This window comes from Geomobilimonas luticola (assembly GCF_018476905.1).
Classification (GTDB): Bacteria; Desulfobacterota; Desulfuromonadia; order Geobacterales; family Geobacteraceae; genus Geomobilimonas; species Geomobilimonas luticola.
Genome location: NZ_JAHCVK010000001.1, coordinates 1014931 through 1038867, shown reverse-complemented (window position 1 = coordinate 1038867; position 23937 = coordinate 1014931). Strand labels below are relative to the sequence as shown.

The 23937-nt window shown below is 56.2% G+C and carries 25 protein-coding genes; 11 read left to right on the top strand and 14 right to left on the bottom strand.

The features are described from left to right. Positions 1–85 precede the first annotated feature (85 nt). Genes KI810_RS04795 through KI810_RS04780 form a run of 4 tightly spaced genes read left to right on the top strand, consistent with a single transcriptional unit; the run spans position 86 to position 3195 of the window. The gene (locus tag KI810_RS04795) at positions 86–871 is read left to right on the top strand and encodes a thiazole synthase (RefSeq protein ID WP_214174317.1); all 786 of its coding nucleotides are present in this window, start codon (positions 86–88) and stop codon (positions 869–871) included. After that, on the top strand, positions 868–1521 hold the full coding sequence (gene thiE / locus KI810_RS04790) for a thiamine phosphate synthase (RefSeq protein ID WP_214174316.1): 654 nt from the start codon (positions 868–870) through the stop codon (positions 1519–1521). Before KI810_RS04795 ends, thiE begins: the two co-directional genes overlap by 4 nt. Before the next feature lie 3 nt (positions 1522–1524). Further along, positions 1525–2484 (top strand): tRNA modification radical SAM protein MnmL/YtqA, encoded by a 960-nt coding sequence (mnmL, locus tag KI810_RS04785; protein ID WP_214174315.1) that lies wholly within the window; start codon positions 1525–1527, stop codon positions 2482–2484. 54 nt (positions 2485–2538) lie between these two features. Beyond that, a complete protein-coding gene (locus tag KI810_RS04780; protein ID WP_214174314.1) occupies positions 2539–3195 on the top strand; it encodes a fumarylacetoacetate hydrolase family protein in 657 nt (218 codons plus the stop codon). Positions 3196–3471: 276 nt separating this feature from the next. Here KI810_RS04780 and KI810_RS04775 read toward each other — a convergent pair whose 3' ends face one another. From KI810_RS04775 to glyQ, 4 genes are all read right to left on the bottom strand, one after another. Beyond that, entirely contained in the window at positions 3472–3702 is a 231-nt protein-coding gene (locus KI810_RS04775) for an outer membrane protein assembly factor BamD (protein ID WP_214174313.1), read from the bottom strand. A 63-nt stretch (positions 3703–3765) separates the two neighbouring features. Then, positions 3766–6429, bottom strand: coding sequence for a pyruvate, phosphate dikinase (gene ppdK, locus KI810_RS04770; RefSeq protein WP_214174312.1), 2664 nt, complete (start codon positions 6427–6429; stop codon positions 3766–3768). 77 nt (positions 6430–6506) lie between these two features. After that, positions 6507–8570 carry a glycine--tRNA ligase subunit beta gene (glyS, locus tag KI810_RS04765; protein ID WP_214174311.1) on the bottom strand — a complete coding sequence of 688 codons (2064 nt, stop codon included), beginning with the start codon at positions 8568–8570 and terminating at the stop codon, positions 6507–6509. 3 nt (positions 8571–8573) lie between these two features. Next, positions 8574–9449, bottom strand: coding sequence for a glycine--tRNA ligase subunit alpha (glyQ, locus tag KI810_RS04760; RefSeq protein WP_214174310.1), 876 nt, complete (start codon positions 9447–9449; stop codon positions 8574–8576). 224 nt (positions 9450–9673) lie between these two features. On the opposite strand from glyQ, the gene mutM reads away from it, so the two are divergent. After that, positions 9674–10489: a bifunctional DNA-formamidopyrimidine glycosylase/DNA-(apurinic or apyrimidinic site) lyase gene (mutM, locus tag KI810_RS04755; protein WP_214174309.1), complete on the top strand. Its 816-nt coding sequence runs from the start codon at positions 9674–9676 to the stop codon at positions 10487–10489. A 73-nt stretch (positions 10490–10562) separates the two neighbouring features. Here the strand turns inward: mutM and rplI are convergent, their stop codons facing one another. The 9 genes from rplI to KI810_RS04710 all read right to left on the bottom strand — a co-directional run bounded on the left by rplI (position 10563) and on the right by KI810_RS04710 (position 17402). Next, positions 10563–11009 carry a 50S ribosomal protein L9 gene (gene rplI, locus KI810_RS04750; protein ID WP_214174308.1) on the bottom strand — a complete coding sequence of 149 codons (447 nt, stop codon included), beginning with the start codon at positions 11007–11009 and terminating at the stop codon, positions 10563–10565. 22 nt (positions 11010–11031) lie between these two features. Continuing rightward, positions 11032–11976 carry a YybS family protein gene (locus KI810_RS04745; RefSeq protein ID WP_214174307.1) on the bottom strand — a complete coding sequence of 315 codons (945 nt, stop codon included), beginning with the start codon at positions 11974–11976 and terminating at the stop codon, positions 11032–11034. A 14-nt stretch (positions 11977–11990) separates the two neighbouring features. Then, positions 11991–12266: a 30S ribosomal protein S18 gene (gene rpsR / locus KI810_RS04740; protein WP_214174306.1), complete on the bottom strand. Its 276-nt coding sequence runs from the start codon at positions 12264–12266 to the stop codon at positions 11991–11993. A gap of 25 nt (positions 12267–12291) precedes the next feature. Beyond that, positions 12292–12660 carry a 30S ribosomal protein S6 gene (rpsF, locus tag KI810_RS04735; protein WP_214174305.1) on the bottom strand — a complete coding sequence of 123 codons (369 nt, stop codon included), beginning with the start codon at positions 12658–12660 and terminating at the stop codon, positions 12292–12294. A gap of 316 nt (positions 12661–12976) precedes the next feature. Next, positions 12977–14071, bottom strand: coding sequence for a redox-regulated ATPase YchF (ychF, locus tag KI810_RS04730; protein ID WP_214174304.1), 1095 nt, complete (start codon positions 14069–14071; stop codon positions 12977–12979). 90 nt (positions 14072–14161) lie between these two features. Then, positions 14162–14746: an aminoacyl-tRNA hydrolase gene (gene pth / locus KI810_RS04725; RefSeq protein WP_214174303.1), complete on the bottom strand. Its 585-nt coding sequence runs from the start codon at positions 14744–14746 to the stop codon at positions 14162–14164. A gap of 15 nt (positions 14747–14761) precedes the next feature. After that, positions 14762–15349, bottom strand: a complete 588-nt coding sequence (locus tag KI810_RS04720) for a 50S ribosomal protein L25 (protein WP_214174302.1) — start codon at positions 15347–15349, stop codon at positions 14762–14764. A 63-nt stretch (positions 15350–15412) separates the two neighbouring features. After that, a complete protein-coding gene (locus KI810_RS04715; RefSeq protein WP_214174301.1) occupies positions 15413–16357 on the bottom strand; it encodes a ribose-phosphate pyrophosphokinase in 945 nt (314 codons plus the stop codon). 313 nt (positions 16358–16670) lie between these two features. Next, positions 16671–17402 (bottom strand): tyrosine-type recombinase/integrase, encoded by a 732-nt coding sequence (locus KI810_RS04710; RefSeq protein WP_343213469.1) that lies wholly within the window; start codon positions 17400–17402, stop codon positions 16671–16673. Between the two features lie 167 nt (positions 17403–17569). On the opposite strand from KI810_RS04710, the gene KI810_RS04705 reads away from it, so the two are divergent. Continuing rightward, positions 17570–17944 carry a hypothetical protein gene (locus KI810_RS04705; RefSeq protein WP_214174300.1) on the top strand — a complete coding sequence of 125 codons (375 nt, stop codon included), beginning with the start codon at positions 17570–17572 and terminating at the stop codon, positions 17942–17944. On the opposite strand, the gene KI810_RS04700 is transcribed toward KI810_RS04705, so the two are convergent. Further along, positions 17927–18925 (bottom strand): helix-turn-helix transcriptional regulator, encoded by a 999-nt coding sequence (locus KI810_RS04700; protein ID WP_214174299.1) that lies wholly within the window; start codon positions 18923–18925, stop codon positions 17927–17929. The genes KI810_RS04705 and KI810_RS04700 overlap by 18 nt on opposite strands. A 128-nt stretch (positions 18926–19053) precedes the next feature. Between KI810_RS04700 and KI810_RS04695 the strand changes: the two genes are divergently transcribed. The 5 genes from KI810_RS04695 to KI810_RS04675 all read left to right on the top strand — a co-directional run bounded on the left by KI810_RS04695 (position 19054) and on the right by KI810_RS04675 (position 23924). Next, positions 19054–19713, top strand: coding sequence for a hypothetical protein (locus KI810_RS04695; RefSeq protein ID WP_214174298.1), 660 nt, complete (start codon positions 19054–19056; stop codon positions 19711–19713). A gap of 29 nt (positions 19714–19742) precedes the next feature. Next, the gene (locus KI810_RS04690) at positions 19743–20018 is read left to right on the top strand and encodes a hypothetical protein (protein ID WP_214174297.1); all 276 of its coding nucleotides are present in this window, start codon (positions 19743–19745) and stop codon (positions 20016–20018) included. A gap of 158 nt (positions 20019–20176) precedes the next feature. Continuing rightward, complete coding sequence (locus KI810_RS04685) at positions 20177–20743, top strand: ATP-dependent Clp protease proteolytic subunit (RefSeq protein WP_214174296.1); 567 nt, start codon at positions 20177–20179, stop codon at positions 20741–20743. 14 nt (positions 20744–20757) lie between these two features. Beyond that, positions 20758–23007: an ATP-binding protein gene (locus KI810_RS04680; RefSeq protein WP_214174295.1), complete on the top strand. Its 2250-nt coding sequence runs from the start codon at positions 20758–20760 to the stop codon at positions 23005–23007. Next, positions 23004–23924: a hypothetical protein gene (locus KI810_RS04675; RefSeq protein ID WP_214174294.1), complete on the top strand. Its 921-nt coding sequence runs from the start codon at positions 23004–23006 to the stop codon at positions 23922–23924. The genes KI810_RS04680 and KI810_RS04675 overlap by 4 nt, the downstream gene beginning before the upstream one ends. The last annotated feature ends 13 nt before the right edge of the window (positions 23925–23937 follow it).

Here is a 23937-nt window from a genome sequence, read left to right as displayed (position 1 = left end):
CGTCGGGGCGCACAAAAACCCTGAAAAATCCAGCATGACAACATCTCTGCACCCCTTACGCACCCATATAAAGGAGAACCTTCACATGTCTCAGCAGACCTCTGACAAACTCGTGATCGGGGAGAGGGAATTCACTTCCCGGCTCATGGTCGGAACCGGCAAATACGCCAGCATGGAACAGATGGTCCGGGCTATCGAGGTTTCCGGCGCCGAAGTCATCACCGTCGCGGTGCGTCGCGTGAACATCAGCGACCGGAGCAAGGAGTCGCTCCTCGACCACATCGACCTGAAGAAATACACCCTCCTCCCCAACACTGCCGGCTGCTATACGGCAGATGACGCCATCCGCACCTGCCGTCTTGCCCGGGAGGCCGGTCTCTCCGACTTCGTCAAGCTGGAGGTGCTCGGTGACGAGAAAACCCTGTTCCCGGACAACGAGGAACTGCTCAAGGCCGCGGCGGTACTGGTCAAGGAAGGGTTCACCGTCCTCCCCTACACGAGCGACGACCCCATTGTCTGCAAGAAACTGGAGGATATCGGCTGCGCCGCCGTCATGCCCCTCGGTGCACCCATCGGGAGCGGCCTCGGCATAAGGAACCCCTACAACATCCGTATTATCATGGACACGGTCAAGGTTCCGGTCATCGTAGATGCAGGGGTCGGCACCGCATCGGACGCCGCCATCGCCATGGAGCTTGGCTGCGACGGCGTTCTCATGAATACCGGCATTGCCGGCGCCCGGGATCCCATTGCCATGGCAGAGGCCATGAACCTGGCCGTACGGGCGGGGCGCCTGGCCTACCTGGCGGGACGGATTCCGAAGAAACTCTACGCCACCGCCTCCAGCCCCATTGAAGGGACTATCTCATGACTAGCAGGGAAACCCCCTGGATAGACTTCAACTTCTACCTCATCACCGACCGCCGCAATACGGCGGGGAGGGAGCTGTGCGCCGTTGTGGAGGAAGCCCTGCGGGGTGGGGTGGGCGCCGTCCAGCTGCGGGAGAAGGACCTCTCCAGCCGGGAACTGTACGAACTGGCTTATGAAATGCGCAAGCTGACCAGTCGGTATGATGCACGGCTTTTGATCAACGACCGCGTCGACATTGCCCTGGCGGTGGATGCGGACGGAGTCCACCTGGGAGGCGAAAGCATGCCCATCTACCGGGCGCGGATGGTGATGGGGGAGAAGAAGCTCATCGGCGTCTCCTGCCACAACCAGGTCAACGCAATCACCGCCCAGGAAAAAGGAGCGGACTTCATTACCTTCGGCCCGGTGTTCCCCACACCGTCCAAGGCGGTGTACGGTGAACCGCTCGGCACCGCAAAACTGGAAGAGATAGCCAGCCTCCTCCAGATCCCGGTTTTCGCCCTTGGCGGCATAAAAAGAAACAAGGTACCGGAGGTCGTCGCATGCGGCGTACACGGCATCGCCCTGGTTTCGGCGGTACTCACCGCCGACAATCCCCGCGACGAAGCCAGGGAAATCATTGCGCTCCTTCCTGAAGAGCACGAAGACTGATTCATGCCGTCCACCCTCATTCATCCCGAGCTCCGGATCAACTCCTACGGCTCCTGGCTCCGCAGACGGTTCGGCTGTCGCATCAGCAAGGTCAACGTGGACGGGGACTTCACCTGCCCTAACCGTGACGGCAGCAGGGGAAGCGGCGGCTGCATCTACTGCAACAACAGCTCCTTCTCCCCCGGCGGCACCCAACCGGTCATCCCCCTGGAAACCCAGATGGCCGAGGGGATGGCCTACCACCGCCGTCGTCTCGGCAGTGAAAAATTCATCGTCTATTTCCAGAAGCACACCAACACCTACGGCCCGCCGGCAAAGCTCCGCGACCTTTTCGGCCGCGCCCTCGCCCATCCGGACGTAGTCGGTATTTCCGTCGGCACGCGTCCCGACGCCCTGGATGACGAAGCAATCGCCTTCCTGGAGGAACTGGCCAGGGAGCACTACGTCTGCCTGGAACTCGGTCTCCAGTCCATGGACGACGCCATCCTTGCACGGATCAACCGTGGCCACACCCTGGCGGAATATCTCCGGGCAGTGGAACGGGTGGCGGGGCGGGGCATCGACCTCTGCACCCACCTCATCTACGGCTTCCCCGGCGAGACGCGGGAAGGCTTCCTCCGGACGGCAGAACTGATTGCCTCCCTCCCCGTCACGTCCCTCAAGCTCCACCAGCTTCATGCCGTTGCCGGAACCCGGCTGGCCGACCTCTACTACCGGGGTGAATTCGTTCCTCTCACCCTTGACGAATATGTGGCAACGGCCTGCGATTTCCTCGAACGCCTCCCCGCCGAGGTCGCCATCCAGCGCCTCTACGGTTCGGCCCCCCTGGCGATCCGCGTCGCCCCCACCTGGGACCTGAAGAACAACCAGATGTGGTACACCATCGTCAACGAACTGCACCGGCGCGGCACCTGGCAGGGGTGCAGGCTGACGGGGGAATGTTGCAGGGTGGGGAATCTGTGATTCAGTCAAAAAACACGCCTGACCATACTTCCCACGCTTGAAGGAGAACCGTCCATGAAAATAGCCCGCATCCCCGCCGTCGGCGCGGAATTACCCATCGGCAAGATCCTCTGCATAGGCCGCAACTACGTTGGCCACATAAAAGAGCTGGGAAACGAGACGCCGGCCGCCCCCGTCATTTTCATGAAGCCTGCCACCTCCGTCATCGGCGATGGCGACGAGATCGTCATTCCACCTTATTCCGCTAACTGCCACCACGAGGCGGAACTGGCGCTCCTCATCGGCACCGGCGGCAAGGACATCCCCGTCGACAAGGCGCTCTCCCATCTTGCCGGCTACGGCGTGGCCATCGACCTGACCCTGCGGGACGTGCAGGACGAGTTGAAAAAAAAGGGGCTCCCCTGGGAGATCGCCAAGGGGTTCGATACCGCCTGCCCCCTGTCGGACTTCGTTCCCGCCTCGACTGTTGCAGACCCCCAGCAACTCCAGATCAGGCTTACGGTCAACGGCACCCTGCGTCAGGATGGCAGCACCTCCCTCATGATTCATTCCGTCGCCCAGATCATCAGCCACATCTCCTCCATCTTCACCCTGGAACCGGGGGACATCATCCTCACCGGCACACCGGCAGGGGTCGGCCCCCTTGTCCCGGGAGACCGGGTCTGCGCCGAAATCAGCGAAGTCGGCTCGCTCACGGTAACAGTAACGTAAGAGCTACATTTATATCATTGACATCCTGCATCCCACCGGATTACAGTTTGACCATACATTTCAGGAGGTGATCCATGGAAACGGAAAAAACCTGCCCCGAATGCGAGGGGAAAATGGTCCTTCTCCCCGGTTGAGGGGGCCTCTTCTGGCGGTGCCAGAAGTGCGGCAAGAAGATTCCTTTTGCCAGCGGAGACATGCAGGAGTGTGGTTGCAAATGAAAAGGGGGCGGAAACGCCCCCTTTTCATTTCACGTATAGATGCGGCATAAAACCTGTTCTACGGCTTCCCCTTCTTCAATTCCGCCAGCCGTTTCTCTGCCTCGGCGGCCGCCGGTGTGCCGGGATATTTCGTGACGATCTCCTCATAGAGCTTCACCGCATGTTCCAGGTTGTGCTGTTTCTCCTCGAACCGGGCGGTTTCCAGCTGCTCTTTCCCCTTCTCTCCGGCGCAACCAGCCAGGGCCAACAGGCCTGTAACAAGCAGCATCCTGACCGCGAATCTCACCATGAGACATCCTCCTTTCACTAAAAAAGGGGAACCATTCACTGGTTCCCCCTGTTGTTTTCTTCCTTACTGCTCCATCAGCACCGCGTGGGCAGCTGCGAGCCGGGCGATGGGGACCCGGAACGGCGAGCAGGAAACGTAATCAAGTCCGACCTTGTGGCAGAAGATGACCGACGCCGGGTCACCGCCATGCTCCCCGCAGATGCCGAGCTTGATCTCCGGCCGGGTCGATCTCCCCTTCTCGCACCCCATCTTGACCAGCAGGCCGACGCCATTCTGGTCCAGGGAAACGAACGGGTCCTCCTCCAGGAGTCCGGTCTCCACGTAGAAAGGGAGAAACTTGCCGGCATCGTCCCGGGAAAGGCCGAAGGTGGTCTGGGTGAGGTCGTTGGTGCCGAAGGAGAAGAATTCCGCCTCGGTGGCGATCTCGTCGGCAGTGAGCGCCGCCCGGGGGAGCTCGATCATGGTGCCGATGAGGTAATCGACCTTTACCCCGTAGCGGGCGATGACGTCCTCACATATCCGGATGGCGTTCTCCCGCAGGCGTTTCAGCTCATCCACCACCGCAACCAGCGGGATCATGATCTCGGGAACGATGGTGAACCCCTCGTCCTTCACCAGTTCGCAGGCGGCCTCCATGATGGCCTGCACCTGCATGTCGTAGATCTCCGGAAAGGTAAGGCCGAGACGGCAGCCACGGTGACCGAGCATCGGGTTGAACTCGTGGAGGAACTCCACCTTTGACTTGAGGGCCTGGATACTGACCCCCATGGTCTTGGCGAGGGACTCGATATCCTTCTCCTCCTGGGGGAGAAACTCGTGGAGCGGCGGGTCGAGGAGACGAATGGTGACGGGAAGTCCCTTCATCTCGCGGAAAATGCCGACGAAGTCCCCCTTCTGCATCGGGAGAATCTTGGCCAGAGCCCGTTGCCTCCCTTCCAGGTCTTCCGAGAGGATCATCTCCCGCACCGCGGCGATCCGGTCCGCTTCGAAGAACATGTGCTCCGTCCGGCAGAGGCCGATCCCCTGTGCGCCAAATTCGCGGGCCACTTTGGAGTCGTGGGGGTTGTCGGCGTTGGCCCGCACCTTGAGGCGACGGAACCGATCGACCCATTCCATGAGGGTACCGAAATCCCCCGTCAACTCGGGGGAAACGGTCGGCACCATGCCGAGGATAACCTCGCCGGTGGAACCATCCAGAGTGATGATGTCCCCCTTCTTGACGATATTGCCATTCCGGTCCGTGAACTGGTTGGCGGCGTAGTTGACCTTGATATCGCCGCACCCCGCCACGCAGCATTTTCCCATGCCGCGGGCAACAACCGCCGCGTGAGAGGTCATGCCGCCCCGGGCGGTAAGAATCCCCTGGGCCGCATGCATGCCGTGGATATCCTCCGGGCTCGTCTCTACCCGGACCAGGATAACCTTGAGGCCGAGCTTGGCGGCAGCTTCCGCCTCATCGGCGTTAAAGATCACCTCGCCGCTGGCCGCGCCGGGGGATGCGGGAAGCCCCTTGGCGATCACTTTCTTCTCGGCCTTCGGGTCGAGGGATGGGTGGAGCAACTGGTCCAGCTGGGACGGAGCCACGCGAAGCACAGCGGTCCGCTCGTCGATGAGCCCCTCCTTCTCCATGTCAACGGCGATCTTTATGGCCGCCTTGGCGGTCCGCTTGCCGTTCCGCGTCTGGAGCATGTAGAGCTTCCCCTTTTCGATGGTGAACTCGATGTCCTGCATGTCCTTGTAGTGCTTTTCCAGGATGCTCCGGATATTGACCAGCTGCTGATAGCAGTCGGGCATGACGTCTTCCATGGCCGGCAGGTCGCCATCCTTTTTCTTCGCCTTGTTGATCGGCTGGGGGGTCCGGATGCCGGCCACCACGTCCTCCCCCTGGGCGTTGACCAGGTATTCACCATAGAAATAGTTCTCTCCGGTGGAGGGATCACGGGTAAAGGCAACGCCGGTGGCGCAGTCGTTCCCCATGTTGCCGAAGACCATGGACTGGACGTTGACCGCGGTCCCCCAGTCGGCCGGTATGTTGTTGAGCCTGCGATAGGTTATGGCGCGGGCGTTCATCCAGGAGCCGAACACCGCCCCGATTGCCCCCCAGAGCTGTTCCTGGGGATCTTCCGGAAACTCCTGCCCCAGGGTCTCCCTGATCTTCGTCTTGAACTTCCCCACCAGTTCCTTCCAGTCCTCAGCGGTCAGGTCGGTGTCGAGCCGCACGCCCCGGTCTTCCTTCTTGTGCTCAAGGATGTGCTCAAGGGCCTCCTTGTCCATCCCCATCACCACGTCGGAATACATCTGGACAAAACGCCGATAGGCATCGTAGGCAAAGCGCTCGTCGCCGCTCTGGGCGATGATCCCCTGGACCGTCGTATCGTTGAGGCCGAGGTTGAGGATGGTATCCATCATGCCGGGCATGGAGGCGCGCGCACCGGAACGGACCGAAACCAGCAGGGGGTTGGCGGGATCACCGAACTTCTTCCCCATGAGGTCCTCGACCATCTTCAGGTTCGATGCCACCTCGTGAGTGAGACCGGCCGGATACTGACGGTCGTTCTTATAGAATTCGGTGCAGACCTCGGTGGAAATGGTGAATCCGGCCGGAACCGGCAGACCGATCGCCGTCATTTCCGCCAGGTTGGCACCCTTCCCCCCCAGGAGATTTTTCATCTCCGCGCTCCCCTCGGCCTTCCCGTCACCGAAGAAATAAACATACTTTGCAGCCATGGCACTCCTCCTCATTTTATTAATAATCAAGCGGGTTTAGGCAAATTAAAACAAGAAAAAAGCCGCTTGCCTTTCGGCTAAGCGGCTATCTTTGCAAAGTCTGCGATGTCTCTGAAAAGCCCTTTTATCTCTTGCAAAAGGGCCAGTCGATTGGTTCGGACCCGTTCGTCCTCGGCCATGACCATGACCCGTTCGAAAAAGGTATCCACCGGGCCGCGCAGGGTGGCTATCTCCGTCAGGGCATCCAGATAGGCGCGGCCGGCGACGGCGGCAGCAACCCTGGCCTGCACCCCCTGGAACGCGGCGTGCAGCTCCCCTTCCGCAGCATCCTGGAACAGACCGGCGGCCACGGGCGCAGTAACCTCCTCCTTGACGATGTTGCAGACCCGCTTGAAGGCGATGGCAAGGGGTTCGAAGTCGGAACGGGTTTTGAACTCGGACAGGGCCGCAACCCGTGCCGCAACGTCCACCAGATCGTCGAAGGAGGCAGATACGGCGGCATCCACCGCATCGGCCGGGTAACGGTCGGCAAGAAGATTCACCAGACGGCCGCGGAAAAACTCCAGCACATCCCCCGCAACCTCGTCCCGGGGACGGGTCAGTTTGGGGACGAGAAGTTCGAGGGCGCTGTCGATGAGGGTCCGCAGCGACAGTCCGTATCCCCGGTCGACGATGATGTTGATGATGCCGAGAGCCGAGCGACGCAGTGCGTAAGGGTCGGCCGAGCCGGTCGGGATGAGCCCCACCCCGAAGCAGCCGCAGATGGTGTCGAGCTTGTCGGCGATGGAGACGATGGCGCCGATGTCCGAAGCCGGGAGATCTCCCCCCGCCTGGGTGGGGAGGTAGTGCTCGGCGATGGCGGCCGCCACTTCGGCGTCCTCACCCTGGAGCAGCGCGTACTCTCGCCCCATGATCCCCTGCACCTCGGGGAATTCCCCCACCATGCCGGTCACGAGATCGGCCTTGCAGAGGAAGGCGGCACGGGAGGCCTTGGCCTTGACGGCCGGGTTCAGCCGGTCGGCCAGCCCCTCCGCCAGCGCCCGGAAGCGCTCCATCTTCTCATAGGAGGTGCCGAGCTTCTGCTGATAGACGACAGATTTCAGAGACTCCACGCGAGCCTCAAGCCGCACTTTCTGATCTTCCTCGAAGAAGAAGCGGGCATCGGAGAGGCGGGCGCGCAGCACCCGCTCGTTCCCCTTCACCACCACCGACGGGTCTTCCGTCAGGGTGTTGTTGATGGTGATGAAGTTGGGAAGGAGCTTCCCTTCGCCGTCCACCAGGGTGAAGTACCGCTGGTGCTCCCGCATGGAGGTGATGAGCACCTCCTTGGGGACATCGAGAAAGACGGTGGAGAAACCGCCGCGCACGGCGGAAGGGTATTCCACCAGGTAGGTAACCTGCTCCAGCAGAGCCTCGTCCGGCAGGACGCTCCCCCCTGCCCCGGCGGCGACCCGCTCGATCTCGCGACGGATAATTTCCTTGCGTTTCCCGGGATCGGGGATGACGAAGTGGCGTTCGCACTCTTCCAGGTAGTGGGCGAAATCCCGCACCGGGAAGGTGCTGTTTGCCATGAACCGGTGGCCGCGGGAGACCGTGCCGCTCTCGACGTTGCCAAAGGTGAAGGGGACCACGATACCATCGAACAGGGCGACGATCCAGTGGATCGGCCGGGCGAAACGGATATCCTGGCTACCCCAGCGCATGGATTTCTTGAAGGGGATGTTGCCGATCAACCGGGGGAGCATCTCCGTGAGGAGATCCGCCACGGGACGCCCCGTCTCTTTCTTGACGGCGGCTACGTAGTCCCCCTTGTCGGTGCTGACGACGGTCAGGGCAGCGACATCAACCCCCTGCCCCCGGGCAAAACCTTCAGCGGCCTTGGTCGGCTTGCCGTCCGGCCCGAAGGCGATGTTCCTTGCCGGCCCCAGGGCGGTCGTCTCGGCGTCGGACTGCGCCGCCGGCAGTCCCTCCACGCAGAGGGCAATGCGGCGCGGCGTCGCCACGGTCCTGATGGAAGTGCAGGAAAGCCGGGCATTTTCCAGCTCTTTCCCGATCAGCGTCTCCATGTCGGCCATCGCCTTGGGGAGGAATCCCGCCGGGATCTCTTCCGTACCTATTTCAAGAAACAGTTCCTTCCCCATGGCTCAGCACCCCCCCTTCAGCATTGGATACCCCAGACGTTCGCGCTGGCGCACATAGGCTTCGGCACAAAGGCGTGCCACATTCCGCACCCTGCCGATATAAGAGGCCCGCTCGGTGACCGAGATGGCGCCCCGGGCATCCAGCAGGTTGAAGGTATGGGAACACTTCATGACGAAATCGTAGGCAGGGAAGACCAGTTCCTTCTCCACCAAGCGGATGCACTCCTTCTCGAAGTTGGTGAAGGATTCCAGAAGGAGCGGCACGTTGGCCTCCTCGAAGTTGTAGGTCGAGAACTCCACCTCGGTGATGTGGTGGATGTCGCCGTACGTGACCCCCTTGGTCCACTCCAGGTCATAGACGTTGTCCACCCCCTGCAGGTACATGGCGATCCGCTCGCAGCCGTAGGTGATCTCGCCGGCTACCGGCTTCAGGTCGATCCCCCCCGCCTGCTGGAAGTAGGTGAACTGGGTAATCTCCATCCCGTCGAGCCAAACCTCCCAGCCGAGTCCCCAGGCACCGAGGGTCGGTGATTCCCAGTCGTCCTCCACGAAACGGATGTCATGCTGGTTGGGGTTGATGCCGAAGGCGCGGAGGGAATCCAGGTAGAGGTCGAGGATGTTCAGGGGGGAAGGTTTCATGATGACCTGGAACTGGTAGTAGTGCTGGAGGCGGTTGGGGTTTTCCCCGTACCGGCCGTCGGTGGGCCGCCGGGACGGCTCCACGTACGCCACGTTCCACGGTTCCGGTCCGAGGACGCGAAGGAAGGTGGCCGGGTTGAAGGTTCCCGCCCCCTTCTCCGTATCATAGGGCTGCTGGATGACGCACCCCTGCTTGGCCCAGTACCCCTGCAGCGAAAGGATCAGATCCTGAAAAGTCAAACGCGCACCTCCCGTGGGAAATCAGCCCGCGATTTTACCCCCTGTAAAAGTGGTTTCGTCAGGCTGAAAAAAGCATATAGTATCCAATAAGTTAGACGCGTAAGATTACATTTTTAACGCCCTCTGTCAAGGATTATTGACTTGCCCAACCTGCCGCGTTACCATGCCCGACACCCGCTACCCCCTCTATCTGCTGAAGATTCATAGATAAAAGGACCCATGCAATGCCCGAACTGCCGGAAGTGGAAACGACCCGGCGCGCCATCGCGCCGTTCATCGAGGGAAAAACCATTACGGAGGTGCTGGTGCGAAACGCCGGCCTCCGCTGGCCGGTTCAACCCGAACTGGAAATGTTTCTCCCCGGCCAGCGGATAATGAGCGTCGACCGACGGGGGAAATACCTTCTTGTCCGTTGCGGCAGCGGCACACTGATCCTTCACCTGGGGATGTCGGGACGCCTTTCCGTTGTCCCGGCCGCAACACCGGCCGGAAAACATGACCACCTGGATATCCTTCTTGAGAACAGCATTGCCCTGCGGTTCAACGATCCGCGGCGCTTCGGCACGGCACTCTGGACCGACGGCGATCCCCTGCAGCACCCCCTCCTCGTGAAACTCGGCCCCGAACCATTGGAGGAGGGATTTGACGACGACTACCTGTTCACGAAGAGCCGCAACCGCACAGTGGCCGTCAAGCAGTTCATCATGGACAGCCATACCGTTGTCGGTGTGGGAAATATCTACGCCAACGAAGCGCTGTACCGCGCCGGGATGCGCCCGGAACGGCCGGCGGGAAAGCTCTCCGAAACGGACTGTCGACGGCTCGTCATAACAATCCGTGAGGTACTGCGGGCGGCGATTGCCGAAGGAGGAACCACCATTCGCGATTTCCGCGTCGGAGAGGAACAGACGGGGTACTTTGCCGTGCAACTCAAGGTCTATGGCCGGGCCGGTGCACCGTGTCCGACATGCGGGACCCCCATTGTCATGCACCGCCAGGGAGGCCGCTCCACCTATTTCTGCTCCCGCTGCCAGAACTGACCCTTTCAAAACGAAAAAAACGGCGGTCGGGAATTCCCGGCCGCCGTTTCACTTCATGCACAGCAAACGCTGATTACTCCGCCTTGGTAACGGTTACTTTCAGGTTGGCGCTCACTTCCGGATGGAGCTTGACACTGGCGGCAAACTCGCCGATATGCTTGATCGGCTCGGCCAGCATGATCTTCTTCCGGTCGATCTCGACCCCTTGGGCTTTGAGCAGCTCGGCCAGTTCCATATTGGTGACGGCTCCGAACAGCTTCCCTTCTTCGCCAGCCTGGTGGGCAATGCTCAGGGCTAACCCTTCAATCTTGGCAGCAAGCTGTTTAGCCGCTTCCAGCACTTTGTTCTTCTTGTACTCCAGCTGGCGCTTCTCATGGTCAAGCGCCTTGGTATTCTTGAGAGTCGCCTCGATGGCAAACCCTTTCGGAATAAGAAAGTTGCGGGCGTAGCCGGGAGCAACCTTCACCACGTCACCGATGTGACCGAGATTTTCCACGTTTTCCTTCAGAATTACCTTCATGTCCTTTTCCTCCTAGCCTGAGTTACAGGTTTTCTGGTTGTCTGGGGGTTCGAAAATCGCCCCACAGGTCGAATATGCCGAGCGCAGCCACCGCTACCGCAAGATAGGGTTGCAGCGTCAGCAGGATGTAAAAAATGGCCCGCACCAGACCCGGTACGGCGAATCGGTTGAAGAACCAGCAGATGATGGCCAACCCCTGTACGAAGTAGAGTGAAAGGGTGACGATCAGCACGTTCAGCGCCACTCCCGCGACCTCCCCCTGGGGAAGGAGCATGGAGAAACCGGAGGCAATGACCACCCAGATCAGCTGCTCCGGATTCTTGAAGCGGCTGAATTCTCCAAGAGCGGGGGGGGTCGGCAGGCGCATCGCCAGCCGGGCCATCAGCCAGAGGTTAAGCCCCGCAATGGTTACGAGGGAAATAATGACCAGCGCCGGATAGATCCGGCCGATAAGGCCACCGGCCTGCTCCATCGCCGTCTTGAAGGTCTGGAGCTCTTCACCCGTCAGCCCACTCTTCTCGTAGACCGCTGCGGTCTGGCTGATGCTGGCGTTGATCCCCTTGAGCACCTGCCCATGGAGATCGACCCCCTGGCTGAGGGCAAAGACAATGGCAAACACTGCCACGACCGCGGTATTGAGTGCCACCGCCGTCGCGATGCTCCGTGCCCCGCCCCATCCACGGGAGAGAAAGGCGGGTAGTGCTAGGGTCAAAATGCCGCACTGCAGAAGGTAGAGGATGGCGGTGGAGACCCCGGCAACCGGCAACAGCACAAGCACGCTGACTGCAACGATCGCCACCCCCATCATTGTTCCGTGCTTCTGCGCAAAGTATATTCCCGGCAGCGGCACGAAGAAGCCGGGAAACATCCCCAGCAAGGGGAAACTGACATAGGCCAGAAACAATGCCAGGGTGATGACGCTCCCCTTGACCATCTCCAGCCAGGGGCCGGGTGTCAGGGATTTCATCCGATCAGCACCCGTTACGGCAATACGTGCGTACCGGCAACCGGCAGCAGGGCGATGTTGCGGGCCCGCTTGATGGCCTCGGTGATCTCCCGCTGGTGCTTGGAGCAGTTGCCGGAGATACGGCGCGGAATGATCTTGCCCCGCTCGGTGATAAAGTACCGAAGGGTGCGGGGGTCTTTGTAATCGATGGTAACCTGCTTATCGGCGCAGAAACGGCAGACTTTCCTGCGCTGGAACGGCCGCTTCTTGCGCGGGCCCGAGCTTCTCTGGGGAGTTCTTTCGTCGCTCATCTATGATAATCCTCCGAATTGATTGTTATTCGCTTTCAGGGGCGGCAGCTTCGGGAGCCGTTTCTTCAACGACAGCCTTCGGCGCGGCCGCGGCAGGTGCCTCGACCTCTTTTTCGAGCTTGATGCTCTGGTACCGGAGCACCTTGTCGTCAAGACGGAGGCGGCGCTCCAGCTCGGCGATAAGGGTCTCATCCCCGTCGCAGCGGAGGTAGAAATAGCGCCCCCGGCTAAATTTCTCAATGGGATAGGCCAGTTTCCGGCTACCCCAGTCTTCCAGCCGCTTCATCTCGCCGTTCTTCTTGGCGATGACATCCTGCACCTTGGCCGACAACGCCTTGATGTCGTCATCACCGAGGTCGGGCTGGACGATGTAAATCGTCTCGTACATCCTCATGGTTACTTCCTCCTCACGGTTTTGTAGCCCCGGTCCGACCCGGAGCAAGGAGATACAGCCACTATGGCTGCTCTTTGGAAACTATGATTTTTACTACACTTACAGATTATTGACAAGCTTTTTATTGCGGGTCGCTCTAGTGGCAGTCTATTACCCTACTTACACCTACATCGACAACTAATCGTCTACATCCCAGGAGATGTGGATTTTCTCCAAGGCCAAGGCGGGCGAGGATTTGGGCGGAAGCGTAGCAGCGCTACGCTGCACAACCAAAACCGCAGCCCAACGCCGGGATTGGGGAAAAGCTGCGTCTCCTTTATACGTTGAACCGGAAGTGCATGACATCCCCGTCCTGCACCACATACTCTTTCCCTTCCAGCCGCATCAGGCCCTTCTCTTTGGCCCCCGTCTCGCCACCCGAAGCCAGGTAGTCTGCAAAGGCAATCACTTCGGCGCGAATGAATCCCTTCTCGAAGTCGGAATGGATCACACCGGCTGCCTGGGGGGCTTTGGTCCCCCTGGTAATGGTCCAGGCCCGTACTTCCTTGACCCCCGCGGTAAAGTAGGTGATGAGACCGAGCAGTTCGTAGCCGGAGCGGATGAGCTGGTCGAGCCCCGATTCAGCGAGCCCCATCTCGTTCAGAAATACCTGCTTCTCCTCCCCTTCCAGTTCGGATATCTCCGCCTCGATCCTGCCGCAGATGGTGACCACCTTCGCCCCCTCGCCGGCCGCCAGTTCCCGCACCAGTGCCACGAAGGGGTGGTTCCCCGCCAGGTCGTCCTCGGCCACGTTGGCAACGTAAAGGACCGGCTTGTCGGTAAGGAGGTGCAGATCCCGCATCCAGAGCCGCTCGTCCACGTTTTCCGCCAGGCCGGTAACGGCAGCACCCTTCTCCAGAGCGCTTTTCACGCGAGAGTAGAAATCCGCCTCGTCCTTGATCTTCCGGTCGCCGCTTTTCGACTGTTTTTCAACCCGCTGGAATTTCTTCTCCACCGTGTCCAGGTCGGCCAAGGCCAGTTCGGTCTTGATGATCTCGATATCCCGAATAGGGTCGACGCTCCCGGAAACATGTACCACGTTTTCGTCATCGAAACAGCGTACCACATGAACGATGGCATCCACCGAGCGGATATGACCGAGGAACTGGTTCCCCAGCCCTTCACCCTGGCTTGCCCCCTTGACAAGTCCAGCGATGTCGAGAAATTCAATGGTGGTGGGAAGAATCCGCTCCGGATTGACGATCTCGGCCAGTTGCTGGAGCCGGGGATCAGGCACCTGCACGATTCCAACGTTGGGGTCGATGGTGCAGAAGGGATAGTTGGCGGACTCCGCGCCGGCCGAGGTGAGTGCATTGAAAATGGTGGACTTCCCCACGTTGGGGAGCCCGACGATGCCACAATTGAAACCCATAGCGTGCTTCCTTAAAAAATGTAGGGGCACCCTTTGCAGGTGCCCGAGTTCACGACGTCTTCACAACGTGGGCTACCATCCGGGGCCGCCCTATGGTTCTTCCAGAAAATCCCTGTTGTTGTACAGGCTCATGGTTTTGGGGAGTCCCTCCCCCATGAGCATGACCAGCATGCCGACTACGCCGTCGAGCAGCCGGTAGAGAACGTTCTGTTCATCCCGGGAAAAATTGGTCAGGACATAGTCGGCGGCATCGCCATGCACCGGACGCCCGACCCCGATACGAACCCGTAAGAACTGGCCTCCCCCAAGCTCCTGCATAAGGGAGCGAAGGCCGTTGTGACCACCATGGCCGCCACCATCCTTGAGCTTTACCCGGCCGAAGGGGATGTCCAGATCGTCATGAATAACCACCAGGTCAGACGGAGTGAGCTTGTGGAAACGGAGTGCCTCGGCGACGGAACGGCCGGACAGGTTCATGAAGGTCTGGGGTTTGAGGAGGAGAAGCCGCTCCCCCTGAAAATTACCCTCGCCGTAAAACCCGCCGAATGCCTTGCGGGTGACATGAATCTCCGCCTCGTGCGCCAAACGGTCCAAAACCATGAAACCCGCGTTGTGGCGGGTTCCCTGGTACTTGGGGCCAGGATTTCCCAGCCCGACGATAAGTTTTGCAGCCATGACGCAGCGAGCCAATTACTCGGCGGCGGGTGCGGCCTCTTCGCGGGATTTGCCGAGCACGCTGACGATAGATGCCCTGGAATCCGCGAGCGCCTTCACCCCGGCGGGAAGCTGCAGGTCGGACACGTGGATTGAGTGACCAATGGTGAGTTCGGTAATGTCCAGGTCGATATGCTCCGGGATCTGGGTCGGCAGGCACTCGATTTCAACGGCATGCATGGCAAAATCGAGCAGACCGCCATCTTTCACCCCCTTGGCAGTGCCGACCAGATTGAGAGCGACTTCTACCCGAACCTTCTCGGTCAGGTTGACCTTGTGCAGGTCAACGTGCTGGATGTCACGGCGGAGCGCATCGCGCAGCAGGTCGGCCACAATCACCACGCTGCCGTCGAGGCTTCCGCCCCCCTTCAAGGTGATAAGGTGATTGCGGCCACCTTCACCGGCTATGGCAGCGGCAAGCTCCTTCGGCTTTACCGTGATGCCAACGGCTTCCATACCCTTTCCGTACACCACGCCGGGGACAAGGTCCTTGCTCCGCAGTTGCCGGCAGGCGTTTTTCCCGGTCTTTGTCCGCAGTTCGATAGTCAACTCTCTCTGTTCCATACATCCTCCGATGTTTATTTAGTTTGCAAGGTCTTCAAGCATTCCGGGCAGGCCGGATAAATATTACACGAACAGCGAACTGACCGACTCGTCTTCGTGTATTCGTCGTATTGCCTCGGCCAGAAGTTCCGCGACACCCAGCACCGCTATTTTGGCTGTCTTCTGCGCCTTCTCTCCGAGGGGAACGGTATCGGTTATCAGGACCGTCTCTATGTCCGAATCGTTGATCCGGTCGATGGCCGGCCCCGACAGCACTCCGTGGGTAGCGCAGGCGTAGATGGTCTTGGCGCCATGCTCCTTCAAAGCCTTGGCAGCCTGGGTAAGAGTGCCGGCCGTGTCGATCATGTCGTCGAGAATGATGGCGGTCTTGTCCTTCACGTCACCGATGAGGTGCATGACTTCCGCCACATTGGGACCGGTTCGCCGCTTGTCAATAACCGCAAGGGTACAGCCAAGCCGTTTGGCAAAAGCCCGGGCCCGCTCGGTGCCACCCGCATCGGGCGAAACCATGACGATATTGTTGTGGGGAAAGCGTTCCCGCAGTTTCTCCAGAATGACGGGGGCGGCATAGAGATTGTCCACCGGGATATTGAAGAACCCCTGTATCTGGCCGGCATGGAGATCGACGGTCACTACCCGGTCGGCACCTGCGGTGGTTATCAGGTCCGCCACGAGCTTTGATGTGATGGGGGTCCGGGGGGCTACCTTGCGGTCCTGCCGTGCATAACCGTAATAAGGGATGACCGCCGTGATGGTGGCTGCGGAGGCCCGTTTCAGGGCGTCAATCATGATCAGCAGTTCCATCAGGTTGTTATTGCTCGGTGCGCAGGTTGACTGCACCACGTAGATATCGCGACCGCGGACGTTCTCGCCGATCTCCACCATGATCTCGCCGTCGGAGAAGGTCTTTACCTTGGCCTGTCCGAGAGGAACCCCCAGATGGGTACAGATATTTTCCGCCAGTCCCGGATTGGAATTGCCGCTGAACACCCTGATCTTGTTTTCCATGCGCACCGCTGCTTTCTCGATGATTATGAATTAATTATGTGATTCCATCCGGGTTTTCGGCGAGGTACTTTTAACGGATGGAGCTTTATTGCGTGGCTGGGGTGCCAGGGATCGAACCTGGGAATGCCGGAATCAAAATCGCCAATTCCCCAGAGAAGAGAGAATATTTACTACAACTCAAATCTGAAGTCAATATAAAAATCAGCCTGTTAGCCAACTCCCATACTTTTACCTAAATCAGCCAGTTACCCCCTTTCTGCATCAATTTGCGTCAATTCTGCGTCAAGGCCAAAAACCTGCCTGCGTCAATTTTTTATTGGTATTCTTCAAGAATTACAGCAGCATGCGCTAATTTATCAGGAGATAGATGTGCGTACCGCTCCGTTACCTGAATCGTACTGTGTCCGAGGTACTCCTTCACTACATACAAGTCAACCCCTTTGTTGACTAGCCTACTGGCACACGTATGCCTTAGTGCATGCATAATGAATTCCTTATCTTTATCCATACCCATTTTCTTGCGTGCCCAGTTCCACGCATGACCTGCCTGATGTCTGGTAATGGTAAATGGTCCATCGTTCTTCCCCTCTTTTCTCCTTTCCAAGATGCGCCTGACTCTATTTGTCATAGGGACACTTCTCGGCTTTTCCCCCTTGTTTACCCATATGGATATCAGGTTGGTTTCAAAATTTACATCTTCATACTTGATGCCAATACCCTCCGAAAGCCGCATTCCAGTATCAATCAATACCTCGATCAGGTCTGCGGTCTCTGCATAGAAGTGGTTTCTGACGTTCGGGGTTGCTCCGCGTATAATATTCAGCAAAGTTGTTTCTTCTTCTTTGGTGATTACCCGTATTCTTCCTTTGGGTTCCCGTCCTAACTTGATATAGTCAAATGGTTGCTTCTTGAACCTCAGAACGGTTTTAAGCGCTGCCAGATACCTATTTACTGTTGCGGTGCTGACCTTAGTAGCCTCAAGCTGGGTGATGTAGTCGTACACCACCTCTTCGTTTATGCTCCCAAGCGTCAAATCTCCAATTATGGCAATGAACCTGATCGCATTCCTGTATTCAGATCAAGAGCCCGGATGCAGCGAACGATCTGCTTACTCTCGCCCTCAAATGTGCAATGGATGGACGACGTGTAATCTTCTTCTGTTCCTGTCCGGAACCACGAGGCTGCCATCGAACCACAGTTGCTAAGCTAGTCTTGAAATTCGCCCGTAAAAGGAAGGAGCAGGTCACGGTTGTTGAGTGGCCGGGCGGGGAAGTGGAAATGATAGACATTCGGCTGCCGGAGACCGAATATGCGAAGTTGCAGAAGGGTGGGAAATCGATACCTCTCACTAATGCAGAGCCGCTGGCTAAGTATGCAGGGTTGCCGTGGGGGTCTGTCACACGGATACATGCTGATAGCGGCAAGCTGGAAATGGGGGTCGGACCGGCGATATATCGAAAAGCTGGTTGGTATTTACCTGTAATGTGGTGGCCGATAAAAAACCATGTATCAGAAAGAAAAATGGTTGAAATAGCCAATGAGTTTCGGCACGATTTTGGATTTGAGCCGCTAGTTATACAGACCTAAAGCCGCTTCCAAGTCAGCCCTGATGTCGTCCCTCATCTCAACTGGTTCGATGACCTCTGCCTCGCTTCCGAACGTCATCACCCATCGCTTCACATCCCACCAACCCGATGTAGTCATTTCCAGAATGATGCTTCCGTCCTTTTGCTTCCTGATCTTCTGCTCCTTTGCCCAGCGGCGTTCTTGAATATAACGGGCTTGGTCTGCCGAAAATCTGATTTTCACCGAGATGGGATCGTCATATACGAGGTCGAATGCTTCCTCCAGGAGAGCATCCGGGTCAAAGTTTTCAGGGGAAGAAAAGGTCTCTTCTGTCAGTGTTAATTTAACGATACGTTCGACGGCCATGACGCGAATGTGGCCGAAGCTGGTGGTTCTGACAAAGAGATACAATCCCCCGTTTCGCTCAAAAAATCTGAGAGGGTCAATCTTGAATACCTTTACTTTGTCATCGTAAAAGGAGTGATATTCCACAAGGCAGGTCTTTTGTTGCAGGATTGCATCGGTCAAGGTTTCGATAGTTTCTTCCTTGCCCGAATAGTCCTTGGCAAATTTGGTTGATGGAATAAAGAGGGTTTTGACCTTATCCAACCGGTCGGCTAACCCTTCCGGGACGAATACATCGAGTTTTGCAAAGGCCTGTTCAATTTCTGCTTCGATGTCGGTATTCCGGTAGAGCTTCGCGTGGCCTTTCAGAAAATAAAGGGCGATAATTTCGGTGAGGGAGAGATTGAGATCGGCTACCTTCATGTCAGACAGGCGCTTGTACTGGTCTTTCTCCAGATAATATCGAACTTCGCCGCCTACCATCGCCTTGTCTTTATCGATCACAAACCTGAAATCATCCTGGAGGGTCTCGATAACCCGGTAGGCCTGACGCTTGTCGATTTCAAGCTTAGAACCCAATTCTGTAATGGTCGTTCCGCACGGAGTTGCCAGCAGATTAATAGCATCAAGCAATTTCTTGAGATTCCGTCCGCGCATCGTTCCTCCGATCTGCCCCAGTGTCCAAAAATGACATTCGGGAGGCATAACTTAAACTTGTAATGAGTCGGTATTTCGCATATACCAATGCAATCTGCAAGATAAATACGCTACCAAGGAGAAATTAGATGGACGTTAATGCAAAATTGCATGATCTGACACTGAGCGATCTTGAAAGTTATGCTGACTTTCTCCGTAACCCAAAGAACCTTGGTGGCAAGTGTGGCGTCTATATATGGGGATTCCGTTTCTTTGACCCCAAGAAGGAAGTAACGTCGGATTTTATCCCCTATTATGTGGGTAAACACAGAAGTAACATTCATCGGCGCATACAGGAACATGTTGAAGGTCTTCGCACAGGAACGCATAAGATTCTGAAAAAAGATCTGCTCCTCAAGAAGGCAAACTGGGATGATAATTGGGAACATTGTCGTAAGACATACTTTGCTTCTCAGAAAAGCGATCATTGCGCATACCTGCATGTGCGCGACAAGGACGGCAAGAACGCTCCGAAAAGCATCCTTCCTCCTAATAAGCTTGTTGAGCTTACACCTCATATAGAAACCTACATCGACAATTTATATGTCACCTACATCGATGTTTCCTGGCTCAAATTATCCGATAAAGAACAAAATGCCTTTGTGGATTGCTTAGAGAGATATGTTCAGCAGTTAATCGGAGACGATTGCTTGGCCTGCCGGAGTGGGGTTACGCTTCCTCCCGATTTCCGCCATCGTATCAAGACCAGTAAGGGAACAGAGCACATACTGAAAAATTACCCTTTATAATAACAGCAGTCATCATACAGGAGGATGATATGTCCTGGCCCGACCAGCCCGAATATAATCAAATCTTTTCAGACAATGGACCGGTTACGGTTTGCGTAAAATTCAGCGACAAGAGCGACAGTCACCGCTCGATGCCCCCGAAAACAATGCATTGGCACGAGATCAATCGGCTGATTGACCCCGCAGATGACTCGTTCTTTCGTTCCATGTATTTTGATGCATACCGTTGCCCGGTCATCCGCTATGAGATCGACCCTGAAAAAAATCTCCTGACCATTATTGTGGGCAAGACCGATTTGCCATAGCCACTTTTCACGATATCCGTTCAATGCTTTAAATGCCTGGTTTCTCCGCCGGGCATTTTCTTTTCATACCCCTCGAAAAAATATTCTGAACATTGTCCAAATATGTCACTCGCCGGGTGTACCTGTAGATCATCACATACTTCAGGAGGGTCATCCCCATGGCAGAAAAAGACAAAGAACAAAAAGAGTCAGGTCTCAACGATTACGGTATCATCTATCTTTCCGGGCCGATCAACGGCGGCACGGCCGAGGCTGTCTCAAAGCAGATCATAGAGTACAACATTAAGGGGGAAGTCAACCAGATCCAGATGATCATCAATTCTCCGGGTGGTTCGTGCCCGGCTGGATTCTCCATCATCGACATCATGGAATGGTCCCGCATTCCCATCTACACCACCGGCATCGGCATGATTGCCAGCATGGGGCTTCTCGTCTTCATGACCGGAGAGAAGGGCCGCAGGGTAATAACGCCTCGCACTTCCATTCTTTCCCACCGGTTTTCCGCCTTCAACTTTGGTAACCACAGCCAACTTATTGCCGGTCGCAAGGAAGAAGATCTGGAACATGAGCGGATCATCAACCATTATCTGACCTATTCCAACATCAAAGACCGTAAGGAGTTGGAGAGCTACCTGCTTCGGGACGTGGATACCTGGCTGGCTCCGAACGAAGCAATAGAGCATGGTATTGCCGATATCATTGAACCTGTGCGGAAGCGCCAGTAGACATGGAGGGAAGAATGAATAAACCAATGAGCGCTCAAACTACCTTTGCCACTTCCGACCAGGCAGGCCAGGTTATACCGTTTTTTCCGCAACGAGACACAAACCTCCAGGTTGCGCTGTTCGCTGATAACCTTACCCATCTGCAGGCCTTGGAACAGGAGGCCAAGCTGATGCTGGCAGTGGCCATGCTCCGACGTGGCTGGAACAAGGGCCGAGATAAGCATGGCCAGGAAGAAAGCCTCACCAGTATCTTTCCCTTTTTGGGAGAGGATGTTGGTCTGGAACAGGTCGAAGAATTGCTAACTAAAACCTTCGAAGAAAACCGACAACGGGAAAATGCATCCAGTCAGGCAGGGATTGCTCTGAATTTTGTGACGTTCTGCGAAAAATGGCAGCTCGATCGCTTCGAGCGAACTGTGGTCATGCTGCTTCTCTTGCAGAATACGGCTCCTGATTTCAGTGCATGCTTCAGGAAAAGCGGTTTCGAAGAACATTGCGACAATGGGATGGAAATTGGCACCTTACTGACCATCATCGCACCAGATCTGCGGCAGCAACTCGACTGCCGACGCTATTTCAGTATAAACAGCACGCTCTTTCGAGAAAGAGTACTAACACAATACGGTGACATTGACGGGTCCAGTACGATCCTGAGAATGTCGGTTTACCTGCACGAGCGAAACGTTCGCTACATTTTGGGGGATAACAATCTTTACCATCATGCCTTCAACTTCATCAAACGGGAACGGAGTGGGGTGCCGTTGGAGCAGGTGGTATTGCCTGAAAAGTTGAAAGAAGACCTTGTCTCCAGCGTAGAGCGGTTCATGGCTGGGCGTCAGGCCGGTGCACTTGCCGGTTTGGACCAGTTTTTCGGCTATGGTACCGGCTTGGCCATACTTTTCCACGGGCCGTCGGGGACAGGCAAGACCATGATGGCAAAGGGGCTCGCTCACTACTTTAGTGCTCCACTCCTTACTCTCAATCTGGAAGATATGTCGGAAATGCGGATGAACGAGGTTGATATTCTGAGTTTTCTATTTCGAGAAGCTGCTTTGATGGGAGCCATTGTCTTTTTGGACGAGTGTGACGATATTTTCAGCGGTCGCGGCAACTCGAAACTGAGTCGGGCACTACTTCTGGAACTGGAAAAATCTCGTTGTATTACGATTCTTGCAACCAACCGTCCGGTGGAACTCGACCCAGCCATGGAACGCCGTCTGGCCTTGAAGATCCATTTCCCTTTGCCGGATGTGTTCCTTCGTAAGCGCATGTGGCAAGCACTGATGCCAGATTTTCTTTTGTATGCTGACGATGTGGATCTCAACAGCCTGGCTGAGCGCTACTTTTTCACTGGTGGTCTGATCAAGAACAGTATCTTCATGGCATCAAACGCAGCCATTGCCGCCGGGCAGACCGTTATTACCTGTGAACTTCTTGAACAGGCTGCAAGTCAACAGTCCGTATCCCTCTCAGATACTAACGGCATCTGCCAGATTTATACTCCGAAGAGCTCCTTGGACGCTTTGCCACTCCATCAAATTCAAAAAGAGCAATTGTGTAACACTACTCGGGCTTGGCAGCGGCTGAAAACTGAAGGGTTGGGGCTCAATTTGTTGATCAGTTCTACAGACGTGATCACCGGTATCAAGGCAGCAGAAGCCCTCGCAACTGCCTGTGGCCTCAAGGTCAGGTGCTTCGACTATGGAAGAGTGGTATCGATGGCCGAAGACAACAAGATGGTTGACCCAGTCAGCCAACGGAAAATCTATCCGATGCAGTATGCGTTTTCCAACGGAACGGGAGATGCTGCCATGCTTCTGTTTGTGGATCATGAAGGACTGGTAGACAAAATACTGAGTGGTGACGAGGATGTTGGGGGGAAAGGACTGCTCTTGTCTGATTTGACAGGACATTTGCGGAAATATAGTGGTCTATTTTGCATGGTAACTACCAAATTGCAGAATACGAGCTTGCCTGTAGAGTTCAATCTCCATTATCAACTGGAGTATCCCCCGGAGGAACTGCAGATGAGGCAGTGGGAACTTTATCTGGGAGATAAGGCAGTCAGTGATGATCAGCTGGTGTCACTGGTGGAGAGTTATCCCATGCACACCGCAGAGATCGACTTTATTGCCCGTCAGGCTGCAACCCAGTCGATTATCAAGGGGATGAACGGAAAACCGACAATAAAAAGCATCAGAGAGGTTATCGGACGTTATCGTCAAAAGCGGAGTATGCCAGTACTGTTTGGAGGTACACGATGATCGGGAACGAACAAGATTCAGTGACCACGTCACCTTTGAACGGCATAAAACTTGTCACCGTAGTAAAAGTCATCGATTGCAATGTCTTCCACAATGGAGGTGAGAGACCATGGAATCAGATTTCAATTGGTGGTTTTGCCCTAGATGGCATGTGGAACGTGGTGTTCATGGATATGATGTTCAGCGCAGACGATGGTGATGACGAAGAGGTGAACAGACTGCTGAACATCTATTCCCCTGGATCATTGCATTGGGTAGATAGCACATTTAGCTTGCTGGGGGGAGGGTTTAGTTTCCTTTACCCTGAGACACGTCCCGTATCGGTCGAAAACTTTGAAGCAATCAACGCTTTTTTCCCGGTAGAAGTCAAAGCAAGCCGAGTACCTCGCAAAGGGGAGTTCTGGTACGCTGGTCGATATTATGTAACTGGTGGGGGAGCACCTCCTCTTGGCAAAAGACCATATTTTAATCCTAATCCCAATTATGGTTCATTTGTGGTAGAAGGTTTCATTGAAGATAACATCTGTCAGTTCTGTGGGAATAGTTCCGTTGAACCATTTGCCAGGTGCTATGTAAGCGAGCAACCTATCTGCTCTGACTGCGCAAGCGGCATTCGTGAATTCTGTCGGCATTATAATGCGGTAGCCACACCGCCGGATGCCATGCTCAGGCTGGTTGAAATAACGGGATACCCACTTGACGAATGCTGTGCCATTTGGTTATACCAAGAACTGGACGCCCTTGTCAGTGATTTTCGCGATTATTATGAGTACATGGATTGTGCCGCAAAATCATGGGGTCGTTCAACGATAGCGGGCTTACAGTACAGACTTAACGATATTGTAGGCATCTCAAAGAAGCTTCTTCATCCTTCCCTAAGCCGGACTCCGCAAGCTGCACAGCACATGAAAGACTGACTATATTTGCAAA